General features: G+C 46.0%; 19 protein-coding genes and 1 tRNA gene. 6 read left to right on the top strand and 14 right to left on the bottom strand.

Translation table 11 applies throughout. The features are described from left to right. Positions 1-24: 24 nt before the first annotated feature. Together QUB52_RS00650 and QUB52_RS00645 are read right to left on the bottom strand one after the other, a co-directional pair. A complete protein-coding gene (locus QUB52_RS00650; RefSeq protein WP_332967867.1) occupies positions 25-333 on the bottom strand; it encodes a type II toxin-antitoxin system RelE/ParE family toxin in 309 nt (102 codons plus the stop codon). Next, positions 330-539, bottom strand: a complete 210-nt coding sequence (locus tag QUB52_RS00645; protein WP_332967865.1) for an addiction module protein — start codon at positions 537-539, stop codon at positions 330-332. The genes QUB52_RS00650 and QUB52_RS00645 overlap by 4 nt, the downstream gene beginning before the upstream one ends. 186 nt (positions 540-725) lie before the next feature. Between QUB52_RS00645 and QUB52_RS00640 the strand changes: the two genes are divergently transcribed. Then, positions 726-1,529 carry a DUF4058 family protein gene (locus QUB52_RS00640; RefSeq protein WP_332972128.1) on the top strand — a complete coding sequence of 268 codons (804 nt, stop codon included), beginning with the start codon at positions 726-728 and terminating at the stop codon, positions 1,527-1,529. Between the two features lie 168 nt (positions 1,530-1,697). Here QUB52_RS00640 and QUB52_RS00635 read toward each other — a convergent pair whose 3' ends face one another. Then, the gene (locus QUB52_RS00635; RefSeq protein WP_332972129.1) at positions 1,698-2,012 is read right to left on the bottom strand and encodes a DUF433 domain-containing protein; all 315 of its coding nucleotides are present in this window, start codon (positions 2,010-2,012) and stop codon (positions 1,698-1,700) included. A 122-nt stretch (positions 2,013-2,134) separates the two neighbouring features. Next, a complete protein-coding gene (gene rlmD, locus QUB52_RS00630) occupies positions 2,135-3,547 on the bottom strand; it encodes a 23S rRNA (uracil(1939)-C(5))-methyltransferase RlmD (RefSeq protein WP_332972130.1) in 1,413 nt (470 codons plus the stop codon). Between the two features lie 445 nt (positions 3,548-3,992). Between rlmD and QUB52_RS00625 the strand changes: the two genes are divergently transcribed. Next, positions 3,993-4,478 carry an allophycocyanin subunit alpha-B gene (locus QUB52_RS00625; RefSeq protein ID WP_265239960.1) on the top strand — a complete coding sequence of 162 codons (486 nt, stop codon included), beginning with the start codon at positions 3,993-3,995 and terminating at the stop codon, positions 4,476-4,478. 258 nt (positions 4,479-4,736) lie between these two features. On the opposite strand, the gene QUB52_RS00620 is transcribed toward QUB52_RS00625, so the two are convergent. Beyond that, on the bottom strand, positions 4,737-5,138 hold the full coding sequence (locus tag QUB52_RS00620) for a hypothetical protein (protein ID WP_265239959.1): 402 nt from the start codon (positions 5,136-5,138) through the stop codon (positions 4,737-4,739). Positions 5,139-5,320: 182 nt separating this feature from the next. On the opposite strand from QUB52_RS00620, the gene QUB52_RS00615 reads away from it, so the two are divergent. Beyond that, positions 5,321-5,722: a helix-turn-helix transcriptional regulator gene (locus QUB52_RS00615; protein WP_332972131.1), complete on the top strand. Its 402-nt coding sequence runs from the start codon at positions 5,321-5,323 to the stop codon at positions 5,720-5,722. A gap of 1 nt (position 5,723) precedes the next feature. Here the strand turns inward: QUB52_RS00615 and mazG are convergent, their stop codons facing one another. Further along, entirely contained in the window at positions 5,724-6,551 is an 828-nt protein-coding gene (mazG, locus tag QUB52_RS00610; protein ID WP_332972132.1) for a nucleoside triphosphate pyrophosphohydrolase, read from the bottom strand. 6 nt (positions 6,552-6,557) lie between these two features. After that, complete coding sequence (locus tag QUB52_RS00605) at positions 6,558-7,148, bottom strand: metal-binding protein (protein WP_265239955.1); 591 nt, start codon at positions 7,146-7,148, stop codon at positions 6,558-6,560. Between the two features lie 71 nt (positions 7,149-7,219). Between QUB52_RS00605 and QUB52_RS00600 the strand changes: the two genes are divergently transcribed. Next, positions 7,220-7,291, top strand: a tRNA-Val gene (locus tag QUB52_RS00600). 100 nt (positions 7,292-7,391) lie between these two features. Here the strand turns inward: QUB52_RS00600 and QUB52_RS00595 are convergent. From QUB52_RS00595 to QUB52_RS00565, 7 genes are all read right to left on the bottom strand, one after another. Beyond that, positions 7,392-7,598: a hypothetical protein gene (locus QUB52_RS00595; RefSeq protein ID WP_332972133.1), complete on the bottom strand. Its 207-nt coding sequence runs from the start codon at positions 7,596-7,598 to the stop codon at positions 7,392-7,394. Beyond that, the gene (locus QUB52_RS00590; RefSeq protein ID WP_332972134.1) at positions 7,591-8,031 is read right to left on the bottom strand and encodes a hypothetical protein; all 441 of its coding nucleotides are present in this window, start codon (positions 8,029-8,031) and stop codon (positions 7,591-7,593) included. The genes QUB52_RS00595 and QUB52_RS00590 overlap by 8 nt, the downstream gene beginning before the upstream one ends. A 264-nt stretch (positions 8,032-8,295) precedes the next feature. Continuing rightward, positions 8,296-8,511 (bottom strand): flagellar alpha dynein, encoded by a 216-nt coding sequence (locus QUB52_RS00585; protein ID WP_332972135.1) that lies wholly within the window; start codon positions 8,509-8,511, stop codon positions 8,296-8,298. A 68-nt stretch (positions 8,512-8,579) separates the two neighbouring features. Further along, complete coding sequence (locus QUB52_RS00580) at positions 8,580-8,870, bottom strand: hypothetical protein (RefSeq protein WP_332972136.1); 291 nt, start codon at positions 8,868-8,870, stop codon at positions 8,580-8,582. A gap of 317 nt (positions 8,871-9,187) precedes the next feature. Further along, positions 9,188-9,421: a hypothetical protein gene (locus tag QUB52_RS00575; RefSeq protein WP_332972137.1), complete on the bottom strand. Its 234-nt coding sequence runs from the start codon at positions 9,419-9,421 to the stop codon at positions 9,188-9,190. A 139-nt stretch (positions 9,422-9,560) separates the two neighbouring features. Next, complete coding sequence (locus QUB52_RS00570) at positions 9,561-12,149, bottom strand: VapE domain-containing protein (RefSeq protein ID WP_332972138.1); 2,589 nt, start codon at positions 12,147-12,149, stop codon at positions 9,561-9,563. Between the two features lie 725 nt (positions 12,150-12,874). Then, positions 12,875-14,305 (bottom strand): hypothetical protein, encoded by a 1,431-nt coding sequence (locus QUB52_RS00565; RefSeq protein ID WP_332972139.1) that lies wholly within the window; start codon positions 14,303-14,305, stop codon positions 12,875-12,877. Between the two features lie 211 nt (positions 14,306-14,516). Here QUB52_RS00565 and QUB52_RS00560 point away from each other — a divergent pair, with 211 nt between their 5' ends. Next, positions 14,517-14,648: a hypothetical protein gene (locus QUB52_RS00560; protein ID WP_265239954.1), complete on the top strand. Its 132-nt coding sequence runs from the start codon at positions 14,517-14,519 to the stop codon at positions 14,646-14,648. Positions 14,649-14,671: 23 nt separating this feature from the next. Next, on the top strand, positions 14,672-15,055 hold the full coding sequence (locus QUB52_RS00555) for a hypothetical protein (protein WP_332967855.1): 384 nt from the start codon (positions 14,672-14,674) through the stop codon (positions 15,053-15,055). Positions 15,056-15,200 lie beyond the last annotated feature (145 nt).

The following is a 15,200-nucleotide window of genomic DNA, read 5'->3' as shown; positions in this document are numbered from 1 at the left end:
TAATTCTATCCATGCGTTATCAACTTAATCTGGTGGTTGCTCTATCACTCGATCTTTCCAGTATCCTGGTTCTCGATTGCAGTGCATTACTGCCAGAATTAAAATAAAATCATCCTCTATTGTGTAGAGAATTCCATAAGGAAACTTTCGCGTTAAGCAACGGCGAATATCTTCATCAACAATCGGCCAACGAGTTGGAGATTCCACTATACGGAAGATAGCATCTTCAACGGCGTTAATAAAAGCTTGCGCTAACTCAACTCGACGCTTTGTATAAAATTGGACAGCTTCAGCATATTCAGTTAATGCTGCCGGGTGAAAAACGTACCTCATTGTGCTACAATTCGCCTAATTTGAGCTAAAGCTTCTTCTCCTGCAATGGGCTCGATCGTACCGCTGCGGATTTCGTCTCGACGCTGCTTAGCTTCCGCCGTCCACAACTTTTGCACTGTTCCGTCTATATCAAATTCAAGACTCTCAACTAGCCTCTCTGCTAACTGCGCTCTCAACGCATTTGGCAAAGATAAAGCTTCTTTCATTAGTTGCTCAATTGATAGCATGATCGTACTCTAAAGGAGCTTACCAAAAATATTATAGCACTCAACCAAAATGCCATTAATTAAATAAGCGCGTACAGCGAAGCTATCCCCTAGGCGATCGCCCTTGTCGCAAAATTAACCCAGTGCTAAAATGATTATAAAATCAACAAATCCCAATAAAGTCCTATGCCCTCACCCTTTCCCGGAATGGACCCCTACTTAGAACACCCCGATTTCTGGCAGGAAACTCACCATTGGTTAATTTCCCTGATTGCAGAATCTTTAGTCCCCCAAATTCGCCCCAAATATGAAATAGCTATCAAAAAACGCATCTATCAAATTAACGACACCAATGACAATAACGAGGACTCGCTTTTAGTCGGCATCCCCGATGTAGCCATCAAACGTCAACCCAATACCCCCGATATTCCTACCGGTTCAGTTGCCACTGCAACCCTCACAATTCCCACTACCGTCAAAGTGCCAGCCCCCGAAAAAATTAAACAGACTTACCTAGAAGTACGAGAAATGGCAACTAGACAAGTTGTCACCGCAATTGAAATTCTTTCTCCAGTAAACAAACGCAGTGGAGATGGCAGAATTACTTACCTCAAAAAACGCCAAAATATTTTAGGTAGTCTAACCCATTTAGTTGAAATCGACTTGCTGCGAAAAGGGGAACCTATGCCCGTACTTAACAATTCTATTCAAAGCGATTACCGCGTTTTAGTCAGTCGCAGCGATCGCCGTCCTATGGCAGAACTTTATGCCTTTAATCTGAGCGATTCTCTACCTGTATTTCTACTTCCCTTGCGCGAGGAAGATGTAGAACCTATTGTTAATTTACCAGAATTGTTCGCAGGTGTTTACGATCGCGCGGGCTATGATTATCGAATTGATTACGATCGAGACCCGATACCGTCCCTGTCAGAACAAAATCTGGTTTGGGCAAGCCAACTTTTACAAGAAACTGGACTGCGAGATAATTAATTCTATTTTACCTTATTAATAATAAATACGCTTGAATTAAGACTGTCCGGTCGTCAAAACGATGTAAAAAATAGATACTGCGATTGCTTCGTCTCTCGCAATGACAACTACTAACTTAACCGTATTGTATTAATATTAATCAACGTCCACGTACAGAGAAATTGCCACTTACAACAACCCCTGAGCTCGCATTCTCACGAAAAATGGTGAAGGCGAAAGCAGAGATTTTTCCTGTTGTACCTGCTCCCATTCCATCCGAATTTCTCGATCGATTTCTGCTTGAAAGTCGAAGTAATAAGCCATCGCTGCATGAGCCTCCGACTGCATCAAATAAGGATGCTGGCGGCATATTTCCTCCACAGACCAACCGTAAGCTAGATAATCCATCACAATCTGAGCAACCCGCACGCGCGGTATCCGCTGCAACCGTGCGGGTTGACCCGCTACTTTCTCGATATGAGGATAAATTAAAGCTGATGTCATTGCTTTTTGGATCTATCTCTACAGGAGCTTAGCATCAATATTATTATAACACTCAACCAAAATGAAAAGAGTTAAACAAGCCGATCGCCCTTTCATTCCCAAAAGGCGATCGCACTTTTGACTTACCGCACCAAAAACGCCACACACTCCACATGAGAAGTCTGAGGAAAGAAGTCCGCCGGCTGCACCCGCGCTAACTTATAATCCCCATTTTCGCACAAAATCTTTAGGTCACGAGCCAAAGTCGCAGGCTTACAGCTAACATACACAATCCGATTTGGCTTAATTTGCTTGATAGTTTCCAAAACCGCGCGATCGCACCCTTTACGCGGCGGATCTAACAACACAATATCCGGCGTCAATCCCAAAGCAGGTAGCAAACTTTCTACACTTCCCACCTGAAAATCGACATTTTTCAGATCATTTAATTCAGCATTTAGCTTAGCTTGCTCGATCGCCGCAGGTTGCACTTCTAAACCGATCGCTATTTTGACTTGTTTGGCCAGCGGTAAAGTAAAAGTCCCAATTCCGCAGTAAGCGTCAACCAAAACCTCATTTCCCTGCAAATTTAATTCCCCGACAATCACCTCTAACAGCCCTTCGGCGGCCTCAGTATTTACCTGGAAAAAAGTATCTGCCCTTAACTCAAAATTCAAACCCGCAAATTTTTCTCGCAGATCAGACTGACCAGCAATGCAGCGAGTTTCCGCACCAAAAATTACATTAGTTTGAGCTGAATTCACATTCAAACAAACACCTACAAGTTGAGGATACTGTTTTAGCCACTCAGCCGCTTGTGCTTCAATTCCCGGCAACTCTCCCGTGCGAACTATTAAAGTTAGCAGAATTTCCCCGGTGCGCCGTCCGATTCGTAAGGACAAATGACGCAATTCTCCTGTATGTTTCTTTTCGTCGTAGACTGGCCAATCTCTCCAGTGTATGTCTTCTTTGATTTCTTTTAATAACGGATTGAGGCGCGGGTCTTGCACCGGACATTGATTGAGATTGACTAATTTGTGGGTGCTTTTTTGATAGTAACCTGCTTGCACTTGACCTGTAGCAGAAATTGCCACCGGATAAGTTGCTTTGTTGCGGTATCCCAAAAATTGGGGAAATCCCTCGATTTTTCCCGTTAACATTTCATCGACTTGCAAATCGCTAAATCCGCCAATCCTTTCTAAGGCTTGAATAATTTGATTTTTCTTGGCTGCAAGCTGATATTCATAGTCTACGTGCTGCCACTGACAGCCGCCGCACTTATCGGCGACAATACAGTTGGGTCGGATGCGGTGTTCTGATGCTTCGAGAAGTGTGTCCAGCTTGCCTGTAGCATAGCCTGGTTTGACTTGCACGAGGCGGGCCAGGATGCGATCGCCCGGAACGGTATCGGACACAAACACTACAACCTGCTCAAAACGACCAACTCCGTCGCCGGTGTCTGCCAAGTCGGTAATCTCAAGCTCAATCAGTTGACCTTGCTGGCAAGGGTTTGCCACTTTCGTCGAGTTTCGGGTGGGGAATTTAGATTTGGTCACAAGTAGTCGTGGTAGGATTTAATATGGTAATGCAATATCGTTCTCTCTTTCGAGAGATAAGTAGATCGCACTTAAGCTCAAGCGCAGCCTGTCTTCCTGCGGCTGAACGTCTTGCTGCTACAGCCAAGCTTTAACCGGGGAGATTGTACTCGATCGAGCCTGTGCGATATGCTATTGGGGCCAAGCAGTCCAAACTCGTCAAACAGTCTCAATGTCTGCCGACATCCAAACTCTTGCATCGCAGTTTTTGAATTTTCCCCCCAGTACCTTGGGACACAAGGAAACTGGCTTAGTCACTAAGCATAACGCTTGCGGAGATTTACTATCTACTTCTAAGATTGATTAATGTTAGCAGCAAGGTAAGTCGCCCAAGCAGGAATCTCATCTTTAAGAGATGGGAATGTCAATTAATCTTTTCCTCAAATATCCTCAAATTTGAATAACAATGAGCGTAGTTAGCCAATTTATTCTCCAAGCCGATGACGAACTTCGTTATCCCAGTACCGGCGAACTCCAAAGCATCAATGATTTTTTTAAGACGGGAGAACAGCGGGTGCGTATTGCTACTGCGCTGTCTGACAGTGAGAAAAAAATTGTTGAAGAAGCTAGCAAAAAACTCTGGAAAAAACGCCCTGATTTTATCTCCCCTGGAGGCAATGCTTACGGCCAGCGCGAACGGGCTTTGTGTCTGCGCGACTACGGCTGGTATTTGCGTCTGATTACCTACGGTATCTTGGCCGGTGACAAAGAGCCGATCGAAAGCATCGGTTTGATTGGTGTTCGGGAAATGTACAATTCTCTGGGCGTTCCTGTTCCTGGCATGGTGGAAGCTATTCGCTGTTTGAAGGAAGCTTCTTTGGCTTTGCTCAATCAGGATGATGCTCAGGAAGCTGCTCCTTATTTTGATTATATCGCTCAAGCAATGTCTTAATTGAAGAGGCGATCGCTTTTGTGGATGTGGCGGAGCATTCGCGGGTGATTTTTGGGGTGATTTTATCTCGCCATTGCTCGCAAATGTTTCGCTTCTGTTGACAGTTGACAGTTGACAGTTGACAGTTGACAGTTGACAGTTGGCAGTTGGCAGTTGGCAGTTGACAGTTGATAGAATCTAAGGCAATGGTTTGAGCAATTAACAGCGTTCTCACCGTTGGGTGCGGTTGTTAGATTTAGGGAATCTGCCTGATTTCTGCTACGAAGCTATGCAGTTTGAGCTTTCCCAGATTTCGAGAATGTCCTGTCTTTCAATGCACATTTGAATCAAAAAGTCAAGCGTTTTTTGTAAGTATTGTTTTTTGAATTTCCTGGTGTCGCGCTGAATTGATGTTTTGAGCTGCGAGAGTTCTCTCAGGGTGGGGCAAGTTTGAATTTGGTGGGCGATCCTCTTCGAGGGCTTCGCTAACGCATTTTGCCATTCTTCCAGCCTGCGGTACGAGATAAATTGTCCGCCTCTGTGATGGTGCACAAACACTACGCCAGCCCAGCACTCCACTCGCTTAATTAAATTTTGGCTGATTTTGAGGAATTGGGCGATCAACCGGGCGGTGATACGGAGCTTTTTCGAGGGCTGGATACGGCGAAAAAGTGCTGTCATGGCTGAGTCACTCCTGAAATTGGGGCTTGAGTTAGTTTGTGTCTGATTTACACCTTATAACATTCTACACGAATGCAGACAAATTGCAACTATGTTTGTGAATGTGTAATGCTCAAATCTTGTATGCTGCCTTTCGTAGAGCAAAAGTAAAGCTCGCTTAAGGGTTAAATTAGGTCTGTAAAATGCCGGGATTTCTTGACTTTAAGGCTGTAGTCGAGCAGGAAAGGCTGCGTCCTGTGCGATTTACTGATACGGGACGCGGTAGATTGGGAAAGCTTCTGAAAGCAGGTAGAGAGCTTCGAGGTTGGTCAATTATTGAAACAGAAATGGTGACAAAAGAATATGAGGCGGCTTTGTTTCGGACAGCGGGAGAACCCGTACCCAAAGATGTCGGTATCAGTAATGCAACTGTCAGCCGCTACGAACGGGGCAAATTAGAAAGCTTGGATTGGCGATCGCTCTCCCTGTTATGCTTTGTCCTGAAGCCGATCGATCCCATAACACATCAACCCCTCGAACCCACAAACGCCCTTTACATCGCCTGCGAACATCCGCCGTACAACGATGCGAAGCTTTACGACTAAATTACGGCGCGCCCTTTTGCTTCGCCAATAAAGCCTTAGCTTGCTGCCACAAAGCCTCTAACTCTTCGGGCGGATAATCCGACAAAGGCCGATCGCACGCAGCCTCAACTTTAGCAAACCGCTGTACAAACCGATCGTTCGTTCCCTGCAAAGCAGCCGACGCATCTAAATCGTACCAGCGAGCCAATTGAACCAACACAAACATAATATCCCCCAATTCCGACTCCTGTGCTGCCTTGTCCTCGTGTTTGAGAGCGTGTTCAAATTCCGCCATTTCTTCGTGAAACTTATCCCAAACGCCGTCTACATTGTCCCAATCAAAACCCACTTCCGCAGCTTTTTGAGAGATTTTTACCGCTGCGGTGATCGGGGGCAACGTGCTAGCATAACGGTTCATTTTCGAGGCTAAAGTTGGCGGCTTTTCCGAATTAGTGCCTTTTTCTGCTGCTTTGATTTTTTCCCAGTTTTCGTTAACTTCATCCACGCTGTTGACTTCCACATCCCCGAAGACGTGAGGATGGCGGCGAATCAGTTTTTCGGTAATCCCCGCAGCGATTTCGGCGAAGCTAAACTGATGGGATTCGCTGGCAATTTGAGCTTGCAAAATTACCTGTAACAGTAAGTCGCCCAATTCTTCGACGATCGCACTTTTGTCTCCTTTGCGAATCGCATCGGCGGTTTCATAGGCTTCTTCGATGATGTGCGGAATCAGAGTTTGGGGAGTTTGGGCTAAATCCCAAGGACATCCGCCGTCGGGCGATCGCAATGAGGCCACAACTTCCATCAGGTTTTCCAGTGCTACGAGCGATCGACTGTGAGAATTTGACATCGGAATTCACCTATTAGATTTGTTAGACGTGCGGCGGGGAGCTTTGATTTTGCGCCTCTTAATTGTCTGAGGAGGGCGCAACCCGCTAAATCCTTTCTTTTTGAATCTTTTGTAAGCCGAGCCGCCCCAATCGCTCAGATAGTGGCTCATCGCGCCCAATTCAAGACCGATGTAAATGGCTATAAATTCGATATAGTGTTCGGAGATCGATCGACCCAAACCGAAAACCGCTTCTTGCCAATTTCCGGCTAAGTTGCCAATTTTTTCGGCGATCGTCAATCCCAACAGTCCCACAACCGCGATCCAGATCGCGAGGTACAAAATTCGCAAAGCAGTGCCGATCAGAGGCCCGTGGGACAAAAAAGAGCGGTGGCGCAGGCTTTTTTGGTAGGGAAGCCAAATAAATTTGAACCATCCCCAGCGCTGATACTGACAGGAGTAGATGTCTAAATCTGGGCCAAACATCAGTCCGCCAACTAAGAAGCTGCCGGAAACGAGCAACGTCAGGTTGCTGCTTTGAGTATGGCCAAAGGTGAGGCCTGCCACCAAGGGCAAACTCCATAGGGTTATTTGATCGTGCGTGCGGCCAGAGGGCATTAAAAGTTTATGATTTTTTTAGTTGATCTTTCTGGGATACTGTGATATGATAAATCCCTGTAAGCGCAATTGGGCGATTAGCTCAGTGGTAGAGCGCCTGCTTTACACGCAGGATGCCGTAGGTTCAAATCCTACATCGCCCATACCCAATTGATGCAGACGCTGTATAGATTTGACCTACTCACATCCCGCGTGTAAAGCAGGCATATCCGGTTTGTATCCTAAATTGTACTATTTTAGGGGCTATTCCTGTTTAGCGAACGCTACTGTGTTATCGGTTGTGGTAATTTTGCGATCGAACTCTAGACCGTGAGCGAGTAGCAATTTTTCCCATGTGGCAGTGCTGCTGAGCTTTCCAAAGGTGCGAGCTTCCTCCTTTGAGAGGTTGCAATCACGTGCAAGAGCTTTCAGTTGGTCGATACGACGATGCGAGACTAGGGGCTTAGCCATTGTTTAAAGCTCGCATCAAAAAGCTGGCGGTTCGATGGAATTCTTTGTCTGCTGAATCTCGAAACAACCTGAGCAAGTAAAGTATCTCATCCCTGTTTAGGTCACGACTGGCGAGCAAATAATGCTCTAAGGCATCAAGATAAATCTCATTGCCCCTTGCGAGGTTGAATGAATCAATGGCATCCAAAACTAAAGGCATACTTCCCCCCACACTCGCTATCGCGCGTCTAAGCAGCCTTTTGGCGTTGTAAAGCCGATATGACTTGATAGCACTCCAATGGCGTTCAGGAGGGCGTGGAGCGCTTACCAGTGGGGTAGTGAGTGAAAGTAGTGAAAGTACCTGTTGCAGGTCGCTACGCGAGACAACGATTTTACCGTCGGTCAACGTAAATAATTGCGATCGCCCGTCAAGGGTATCGGCTGAATGTGACACTATTATTAGGCTCCAAACTGTTGTCAGTTAACGGTTAGGGGAAGTCGTGACTTGATTAACGGTGGTACGTTAGTCAGTCGCGCATCAATCTTCCTTGTTACTTACGATCGCAGTATTTGAGACAAAGTGCAACCCGAAAATTGTTAAGTTTTGTGTTGCAATATCCCTGAGTTGTCGTTTTAGATATTAGCCCTAATATTTATCTATAATCTATACAGTGCAATGGTTTAAGCAATAAAGCCCCTTGTTGATGGGGCATAATTCCTATTTCCCCCTGATAGGGGTTGACCCTTCTATCATCTCCAAAAGCGCCTCAACATCTGCAAGTTCAGCCTTAGACTTCTTGCGCTTGGCTTTCAGTTGGTTAAGCAGGTCGGATGCCTCTGGTAGCTCAAATTCAGTCGCTGACTGAGTGTCCCTCAGTTTTTCATTCTCTGCCTGCACTGTTGCCAGTTGCGATTGGGCTTCTGTTAGTTCCACCTGCAACCGTTGGTTTTCAGCTTGTGCCGCTTCTAATTCATGCCTAAGTGATTCAATCTCACCCTCACTCAGGCTCGGAGTTTTCCCGGCAGTTCCCCCACTGTCAGCGCTTCAGTAGGTATGTTACTCTGTTCAGTCAGTGTGTTACTCATACCTTTAGGTATGTTATCCACTTCTAGAGGTATGTTACTGCCATCAATGCCTGATATCCCAAAAAACTCTGCAAGTACAGCATTCACACCTGCTGAGTACATAAAGCCCTTTTTAGATTTCAGTCCCTTCTGCTCGCAAAATGAAACCAGCGCCGCTTCTACAGCGGGGTCAAGGTAAACTGCGATATGTTTCTTGTCGGTAGCCATAGTATGTTACGTAATTGAGTACAATACCAAGATAACATACTTTCCAATGGTAACATACCTATACGAAATATTAGCGTTTTGAGGGAAATTTAGGATACAAACCGGATACGCCCTTAAAAATCATCATGCACTGCTACCCACAACCCTTACAGTGCAAGCATAGGGTATCGTAGGCTTCGATGCTGCGATACGCAGTTTTAGGGGAAAATTAACCTTAATATATTTACCACAACACGACAAAACGATATTAACCATAATAGTTAAGGCTAATACCGAGAAATCTATACGGGATAAGGGTTTAAGAGTTTTGGGTGCTTTCAAGGATTAGATTTTAGGTTTAGGGTGCTACCCGGTTTTGGGTTCAGCGAACCGTCGTGTTCTACCTTACCTAGGATGCAAAGCTGAATTAACTTATCCACCGCTTCACTCATGTTGCCTTGGGCTTTCAAAAGTGCGACGGTCTCCGGTCGCAAAGTTAAAGTCACCCTGACTGCGTTTTTGCGGTTGCCACCGGGTTTTAAGTTTGCGATCGACTTTGGGTTAACTGCCATGATGAAAAGTTCCTACAATCTAATTGTGTGCATAACTCGATTGTAGTTTCATTTCGTTCCGGCAAGCGAAGTTAGGTGAAAGTTTAGCGATCGGTGAGTTAGGTCAAAGATGTTTCCTTACCTAACTCACTGGTGAGTGCTACAGCTTCATTAGAACTGGAAAACCGGAACGATGCGGAACGGTGATGGTAACAACTTTATTGAGATGGGACTCCTTGTCTAATTGGATCGCATAGTCAGCCTCGCTGCTACCCCACTGAGTATCGATTACCTTGCCTTTTTGTTCGTGGTGCAATCCACGGTCAACAATCACTACCCGATCGCCGATAGCGAACTCTTTGTGGTTTGTTCCGGTGTTTGCGGGAGTTTGTGGAGTAGTTGGTGGTATCGGAGTTGGTATGGAACCGCCGTTAATGACCGCCTGCATAGCCTGCTTTTCTTGTTGAGTCAGTTGTTTTAGGAAAAAACCACGCTCTTGAGGGCTTTCAGATTGAACATAGGTGTAGATTTCAATCACTTGCTCCTTGTCGCCACTAGCTAGAGCTTCCCTCAAGTTTTGAACTTCAATACCCATCCGAGCTTCGATCGCAAATTTAGCTTGCTGTGCTGGATTCATCATAGGTGGTGACAGGGAGGTGGTGACACCTTCAAAGCTTTGCTGCGAAAGGATTTTGCTATCTTCAGACTGGGTGTCACCACCTATGTTTTCAAAACTTTCCCCGCATTTATTTTCCTTACTCTCATTTTTGCGAAGGGTAGTCGAAAATTCATTCTGATTATTTAGTAAAAAGGTGGTGACAGGTGGTGACAGTATATCAACAGCCCTTTCAGGGTAAGGGTTTAGGGGTGTCACCACCTCTGTCACCACCTTGTCACCACCTCTGTCCCCACCTCTGACTTTTTCCCAGTACCACTGATTTTTTCCATTTACTCGCTTTTGTTTCTCTGCTTTTTTCCAGCCGGAGCGGCGAAGGATATCGCTTACCCGCATTTGTTCACGTTTGCCTATTTGATGCAATTCGAGTCCAATCGCTTTGTCGAGCAAGTCTGTAACTGTACATTCATTGCGATTTTCGGTGTAGTGAGTAATTTCCGCTTCCCAAGGGTCGGAGGACTGCCATCCCTGGTTCGCTTCCGCCAACTGTGCATCTTCCTCCGCTGAAAGCCACCAAGACTCGCCCGCCTGGTAGCAGCGCACTGCTTCCCCCCAAATCCGATCGCGTTCAGTTTCGAGTAGGGTGACGGGTATCTTTTGCTTTACTGGGATTACCCAGTAGCGACGCTCACCAGTTGGGTCTTGTAGAAACTCCTCACGGTTAGTCGTACCCACAAAAATCGAAGTACGGGAGAAATCCTCAATCGCCCGCCCGTAGGGCTTTCTGAGGCTGTCGATTCGGCTAGAGAGGAAAGCTTTTAACTGTTCAACTTCCTTACGCTTGTAAGCCGTCTCAAATTCGGCATACTCAAGCACCCAGTAACGCCGTAGCTTGAGTTTTTCGTCCTTCTCGTTAGCATCACTCAAGTTGTCTGTGAACCAAGGTTCCCCAGTCAATACCTGCCAAAAAGTAGATTTAAGAAAGCCTTGGTCGCCCTGAAAGATGCACAGCGTATCGTGCTTGCATCCGGGCTTAAATGTCCTCGCAACCGCTGCTATCAGGGTTTTCTTGAACAATATCGCGTGGAGCGGGTCAGATGTGCCGAGATACTTCTGTGCAAGCTCATCTAGATTGATTGGCTCACAATCCGCAAGTGATTCGAGATAGCGGCGAACTGGAGAGTAAGCGTTTTTAGTGGCTAGCGCTAGGGTAAAGTCAGCGGCAGCATCCTTGCTGATATCGGTATCCAGTTCGTCAGCAACCTTGATATACATTACATCCAGCTTGCAATCTTCCCCGTCAAGCTCAACTTGCTGACTCATCTCATTAAGGGTCAGGCGTTCGCCGTACTGAGCCTCAAGCAAGTTCATCAGTCTTTTATTGCGGGATTTGGCAGGGTGATTATCGCCTACCGCTTCCTGCTCAAAGCTTTTCTGTAAGGATTGGATTGCGGCGCGCCGCTGAGATAGGTTTTCCATCAAGTCTTTTTCGGTTAGGTTTCTGCTGGTAATCCAGTCCGCAATATCCAGGCCCTGACTTTTTGGCAAGTTATCCCAAGCTGGTGACTTCGGATACGGATACAGCCAGAGAGCGCCGGGAAAGTCTTTGGCTATCCGTTCAGCGTGTTCAATACCCTTTTTATCACGGTCAGGGCAAATTACGATAATTGCTGCACCCTTCAAATCTTCAGTATCGCTTGCTTGCCATTTACCACCGCCACCGATGTTGCAAGTGGCGGCTAAGCCCATTGACCACAACAAATCAGCACACGGTTCGCCCTCAACTATGTAGATAATTTTGCCTTCGACGATCGCCTTTTGGATATCAGCGTAGCGGTAAATAGGGATGTCAGCGCGGATAATGCCATCCAACTTCATTATCCAATTTTGCTTGTCTTTATCCCAGCGCTGCTGCTTGATATCCCTCTTGCTATTATCCTTTCCGTTATCAATCCGACGTACTCTGACAAGTGGTGAACCGTCACGCGCTGGATAGTACCAGTAACGTGTTTGAGCGGGTCGGATGGCTTTCTTTTCTTCGGCGAGGCGGTAGTAAGTTTTGCCGTCGCTGTCAGCTTTACTTGTCGCTTCCCAGCCCGTAGCGGGTGGTTGGTCACGATTGCATACCGTCAATTCTCCTAGACTGTAGCACCAATCAGGCTTTTCGCAATGTGGGCAAGGGTTTTCCTTGGTTACACGGAGGAGGGCGCTTAACTGTGAAGTTTTGTTACGAGACGTATCAACAAAACTTGATGGATGCGAATTTTCGTGTATACTTGTCATAGTGGCAAACCAAAATAAAAGGTGGTTTCACCGCTATTCAATCTCAAAGTCGATCGTCGAGGCTTAGGCTATATCCCCCTTATGCGGTAAGGGTTTGGACACTTATAGCAAAAATATTATGGATAAACATTAAGGCTAATTTTCAAGTGACCGTGATATAGTTGAACTACTTTTTATTTTGACATCGCCTCGCCGAACCTGCTTCAAACAGGATAGCGGGCTTTTTTTTGGGAGAAAAAGCCACAAACTCACTCTGATTACTCAGGGTAGGATAGGTTTCAAGCACCTCAAGGGCGGTAACTTACTTACCCTAGTTTTACTGTACACCAAAACCTTGCCAATACTGCAAATTTCAACCTGTAGTAGGATGACAGTAAGCGCAAAGTGTGGTAAGCAACTGTGAAACCTAATAGGTTTAGACAATTTTTTCGCGATAAAGCGGGTAATGATTCACCCCCGTAACCCGTACAGAGCTATACTGTTCCACCGAAACCTATTAGGTTTAAACAAATACAACACTATACAGATCCGCCGCGCTTAAAGCGTGTAAAAATCACCACGGAACCTAATAGGTTTCAAGGTATTTTGGCGACTGTTGCGATATCATGACGAGGAACCTCCCCCCTTACCTTCCCTATACTTACCCCGTAAATTTCAGCCGTTAAGGCTATCGCCTCTGATGTTGCACCTATACGCCTAAGCACCGCGATCGCACCTTCTAGAGGCAACATCCTGCTACTCATTGCATCAATTGCCGCGATGCGGGTATTGGTCGCCTCACGCTTCAAGTAGGTTGCTGTATTCATCGCTACGCTATGCCCTAAATTGGCAGCCCTATCCTCAGCGGTGATACCCGCCTGTTTGCCGTTTTGATTTGCTAGATGACGCAAAGCGTGAGTCTGTGTGATTGGTGCATTCCAGCGCTTAAGTACCAGTCCTGCGCTGTGGCTGTATTTCTCGCAAATCACTTTAGGGTTTGTAGAAACAACATTAAGTTCGGGTAGCTCGCCGCCTCTAATGTCAAGCTCACTTATTAAATTAGGGTGACTAGGTGGAAGCATAGGCGCTGATAAGCGATAGCCTGTTTTCGTAGTCGTACCTGAGGACGTAACATCGCCCACCACAACTATCATTCTGATATTGCTGATATCTCTTAATGCGGGAATGGTTACACCATCGGGCGTCCTGAATGATTTATCAATATTTGCGATCGCAAATACTTCATGCACTCGCAGTCCATAAACTAACTGCATAGAAAATACCCACAGCCATTGCTTACGGCGGTGATAGTACCTCTCCCCCGCTTGAATGAGGCAGTTTTTCATCCATAGCAAGAATGTTTCTAGTTCAGCATTCTGTAACTGCCTGAATTGGGTTTGTGTGTGTTCGATCGCAAATAGCTCATCAATCACCTGCTTTTGCTTTGTGGTGGTAGCTAACTTGCGGAAAGCGTACAGGCAATCACCGTATACCTTAGTGCCTTCTGCTTTGGTTCCTAGCGCGCACAGTAAGTCTTTGCTGTTGAATAGCTTATCAACTGGCAGCAGCGCGTAGAAGCGTCCGTAAACAGAGTGATAAGTTGCCTGCTGACTTACGCTGGCGCGATCGCGCTTATTGCGTTTTTTGTCTGTCCCTTTCCAAAAAGCGGTCTCTACTTCCGCGATCGCAGCACCGAAGGTAATTAGATCGTTGCGTACCTTGTTTTTTGGGCGTATTTCGCGATCGTACCAGTCCAAAAATTCGGAATGTGTGTCACACTGCTTAAGCGCTTCAGCTACGCGCACGGCTTTATTAGCCGCCTCTGTGATACCTTGCATCGTGATATGACAATTACAGGATAGTGCATACTCTTTGCGCGCGATCGCAAAACGAAGTTGCAAGTACCCCCTACCGCCCGTAGTAACACACTTGATCGATACACCCTTGGGCGTTGCTTTCTGGCACTCCTTTAGATAAGCGCGTATCCGCTCGTGTCCGATATTATTCTGTTCGCTTGTTGTATCCACTCTTGATCCGATTGTGAGGTGATTAACCGGATACGCTGTGGTTAAGCTCAATTATTATGCCTAACTGTAGTGTGAGTAGGTTCAAATCCTACATCGCCCATACCCAATTGAAAAGCTGTGTGCAAGAGCTTGAAGTTTTAACCCCTTGGCTATCTGCTATTTCTTCGGAACAGGCAAGATGCCTGTTCCACAAGCAGAAATTTAATGTCTTGTGGAACAGGTATCTTGCCTGTTCTTAAAAAACTTATTGGCAACGGTGCAAGATGTGCGATCGGCTAAATTTAACATTTTGCGGCGGATGTCTCACAAGTTGGCACCCGATGCAGGAAAATTAATTAATTGATTTTCCTTTTTAGAACCTTGTATATGAAGCCTAAGATAACTAGCCCGATCGCCTGGAAACAAGCTGAACTGCTGATGCAGCCCGCGATGATCCGAGTGCTCGACAACATCCGCAAACAACTAGAGGAGTCAGTCTGGACAGGAACTTATCAAGAAGTGCAGGTTCCGATTCCCGGCTATCAACTAATTTTAGAGCATCAAGGCGAGCACAGATCCGTCGATATTTGGGAACTTTGCTATCGAGTCTGCTTTGTCAACTACCAGCCCGCCCACACTCAAATGCAAAGCCAAGAAGTCATAATTGACACTCTTTTAATTGACGAGGACACTGGCGATGTAGATTGGAATCGTCTTGATCTCAAAGCTAGTCAATTAATCCAAGAAGTCTTTACTAATTTGAATCATTAGTCAGTTGTCAGTTGACAGTTGACAGTTGACAGTTGACAGTTGACAGTTATCAGAAACTGGCTTGTTTTTTCAGAAGAATACTTGGTTACAGCCTGGAGATTCTGTAAAAAACTCGGTTTCTTGAGATCTGAGTGCGATCGCCAAC

Source organism: Microcoleus sp. A6-C6, assembly GCF_036705955.1.
In the GTDB taxonomy this organism is placed as follows: domain Bacteria; phylum Cyanobacteriota; class Cyanobacteriia; order Cyanobacteriales; family Microcoleaceae; genus Microcoleus.
Note: the sequence above shows the minus strand (reverse complement) of the source record. Positions and strands in the feature narration are given on the sequence as shown.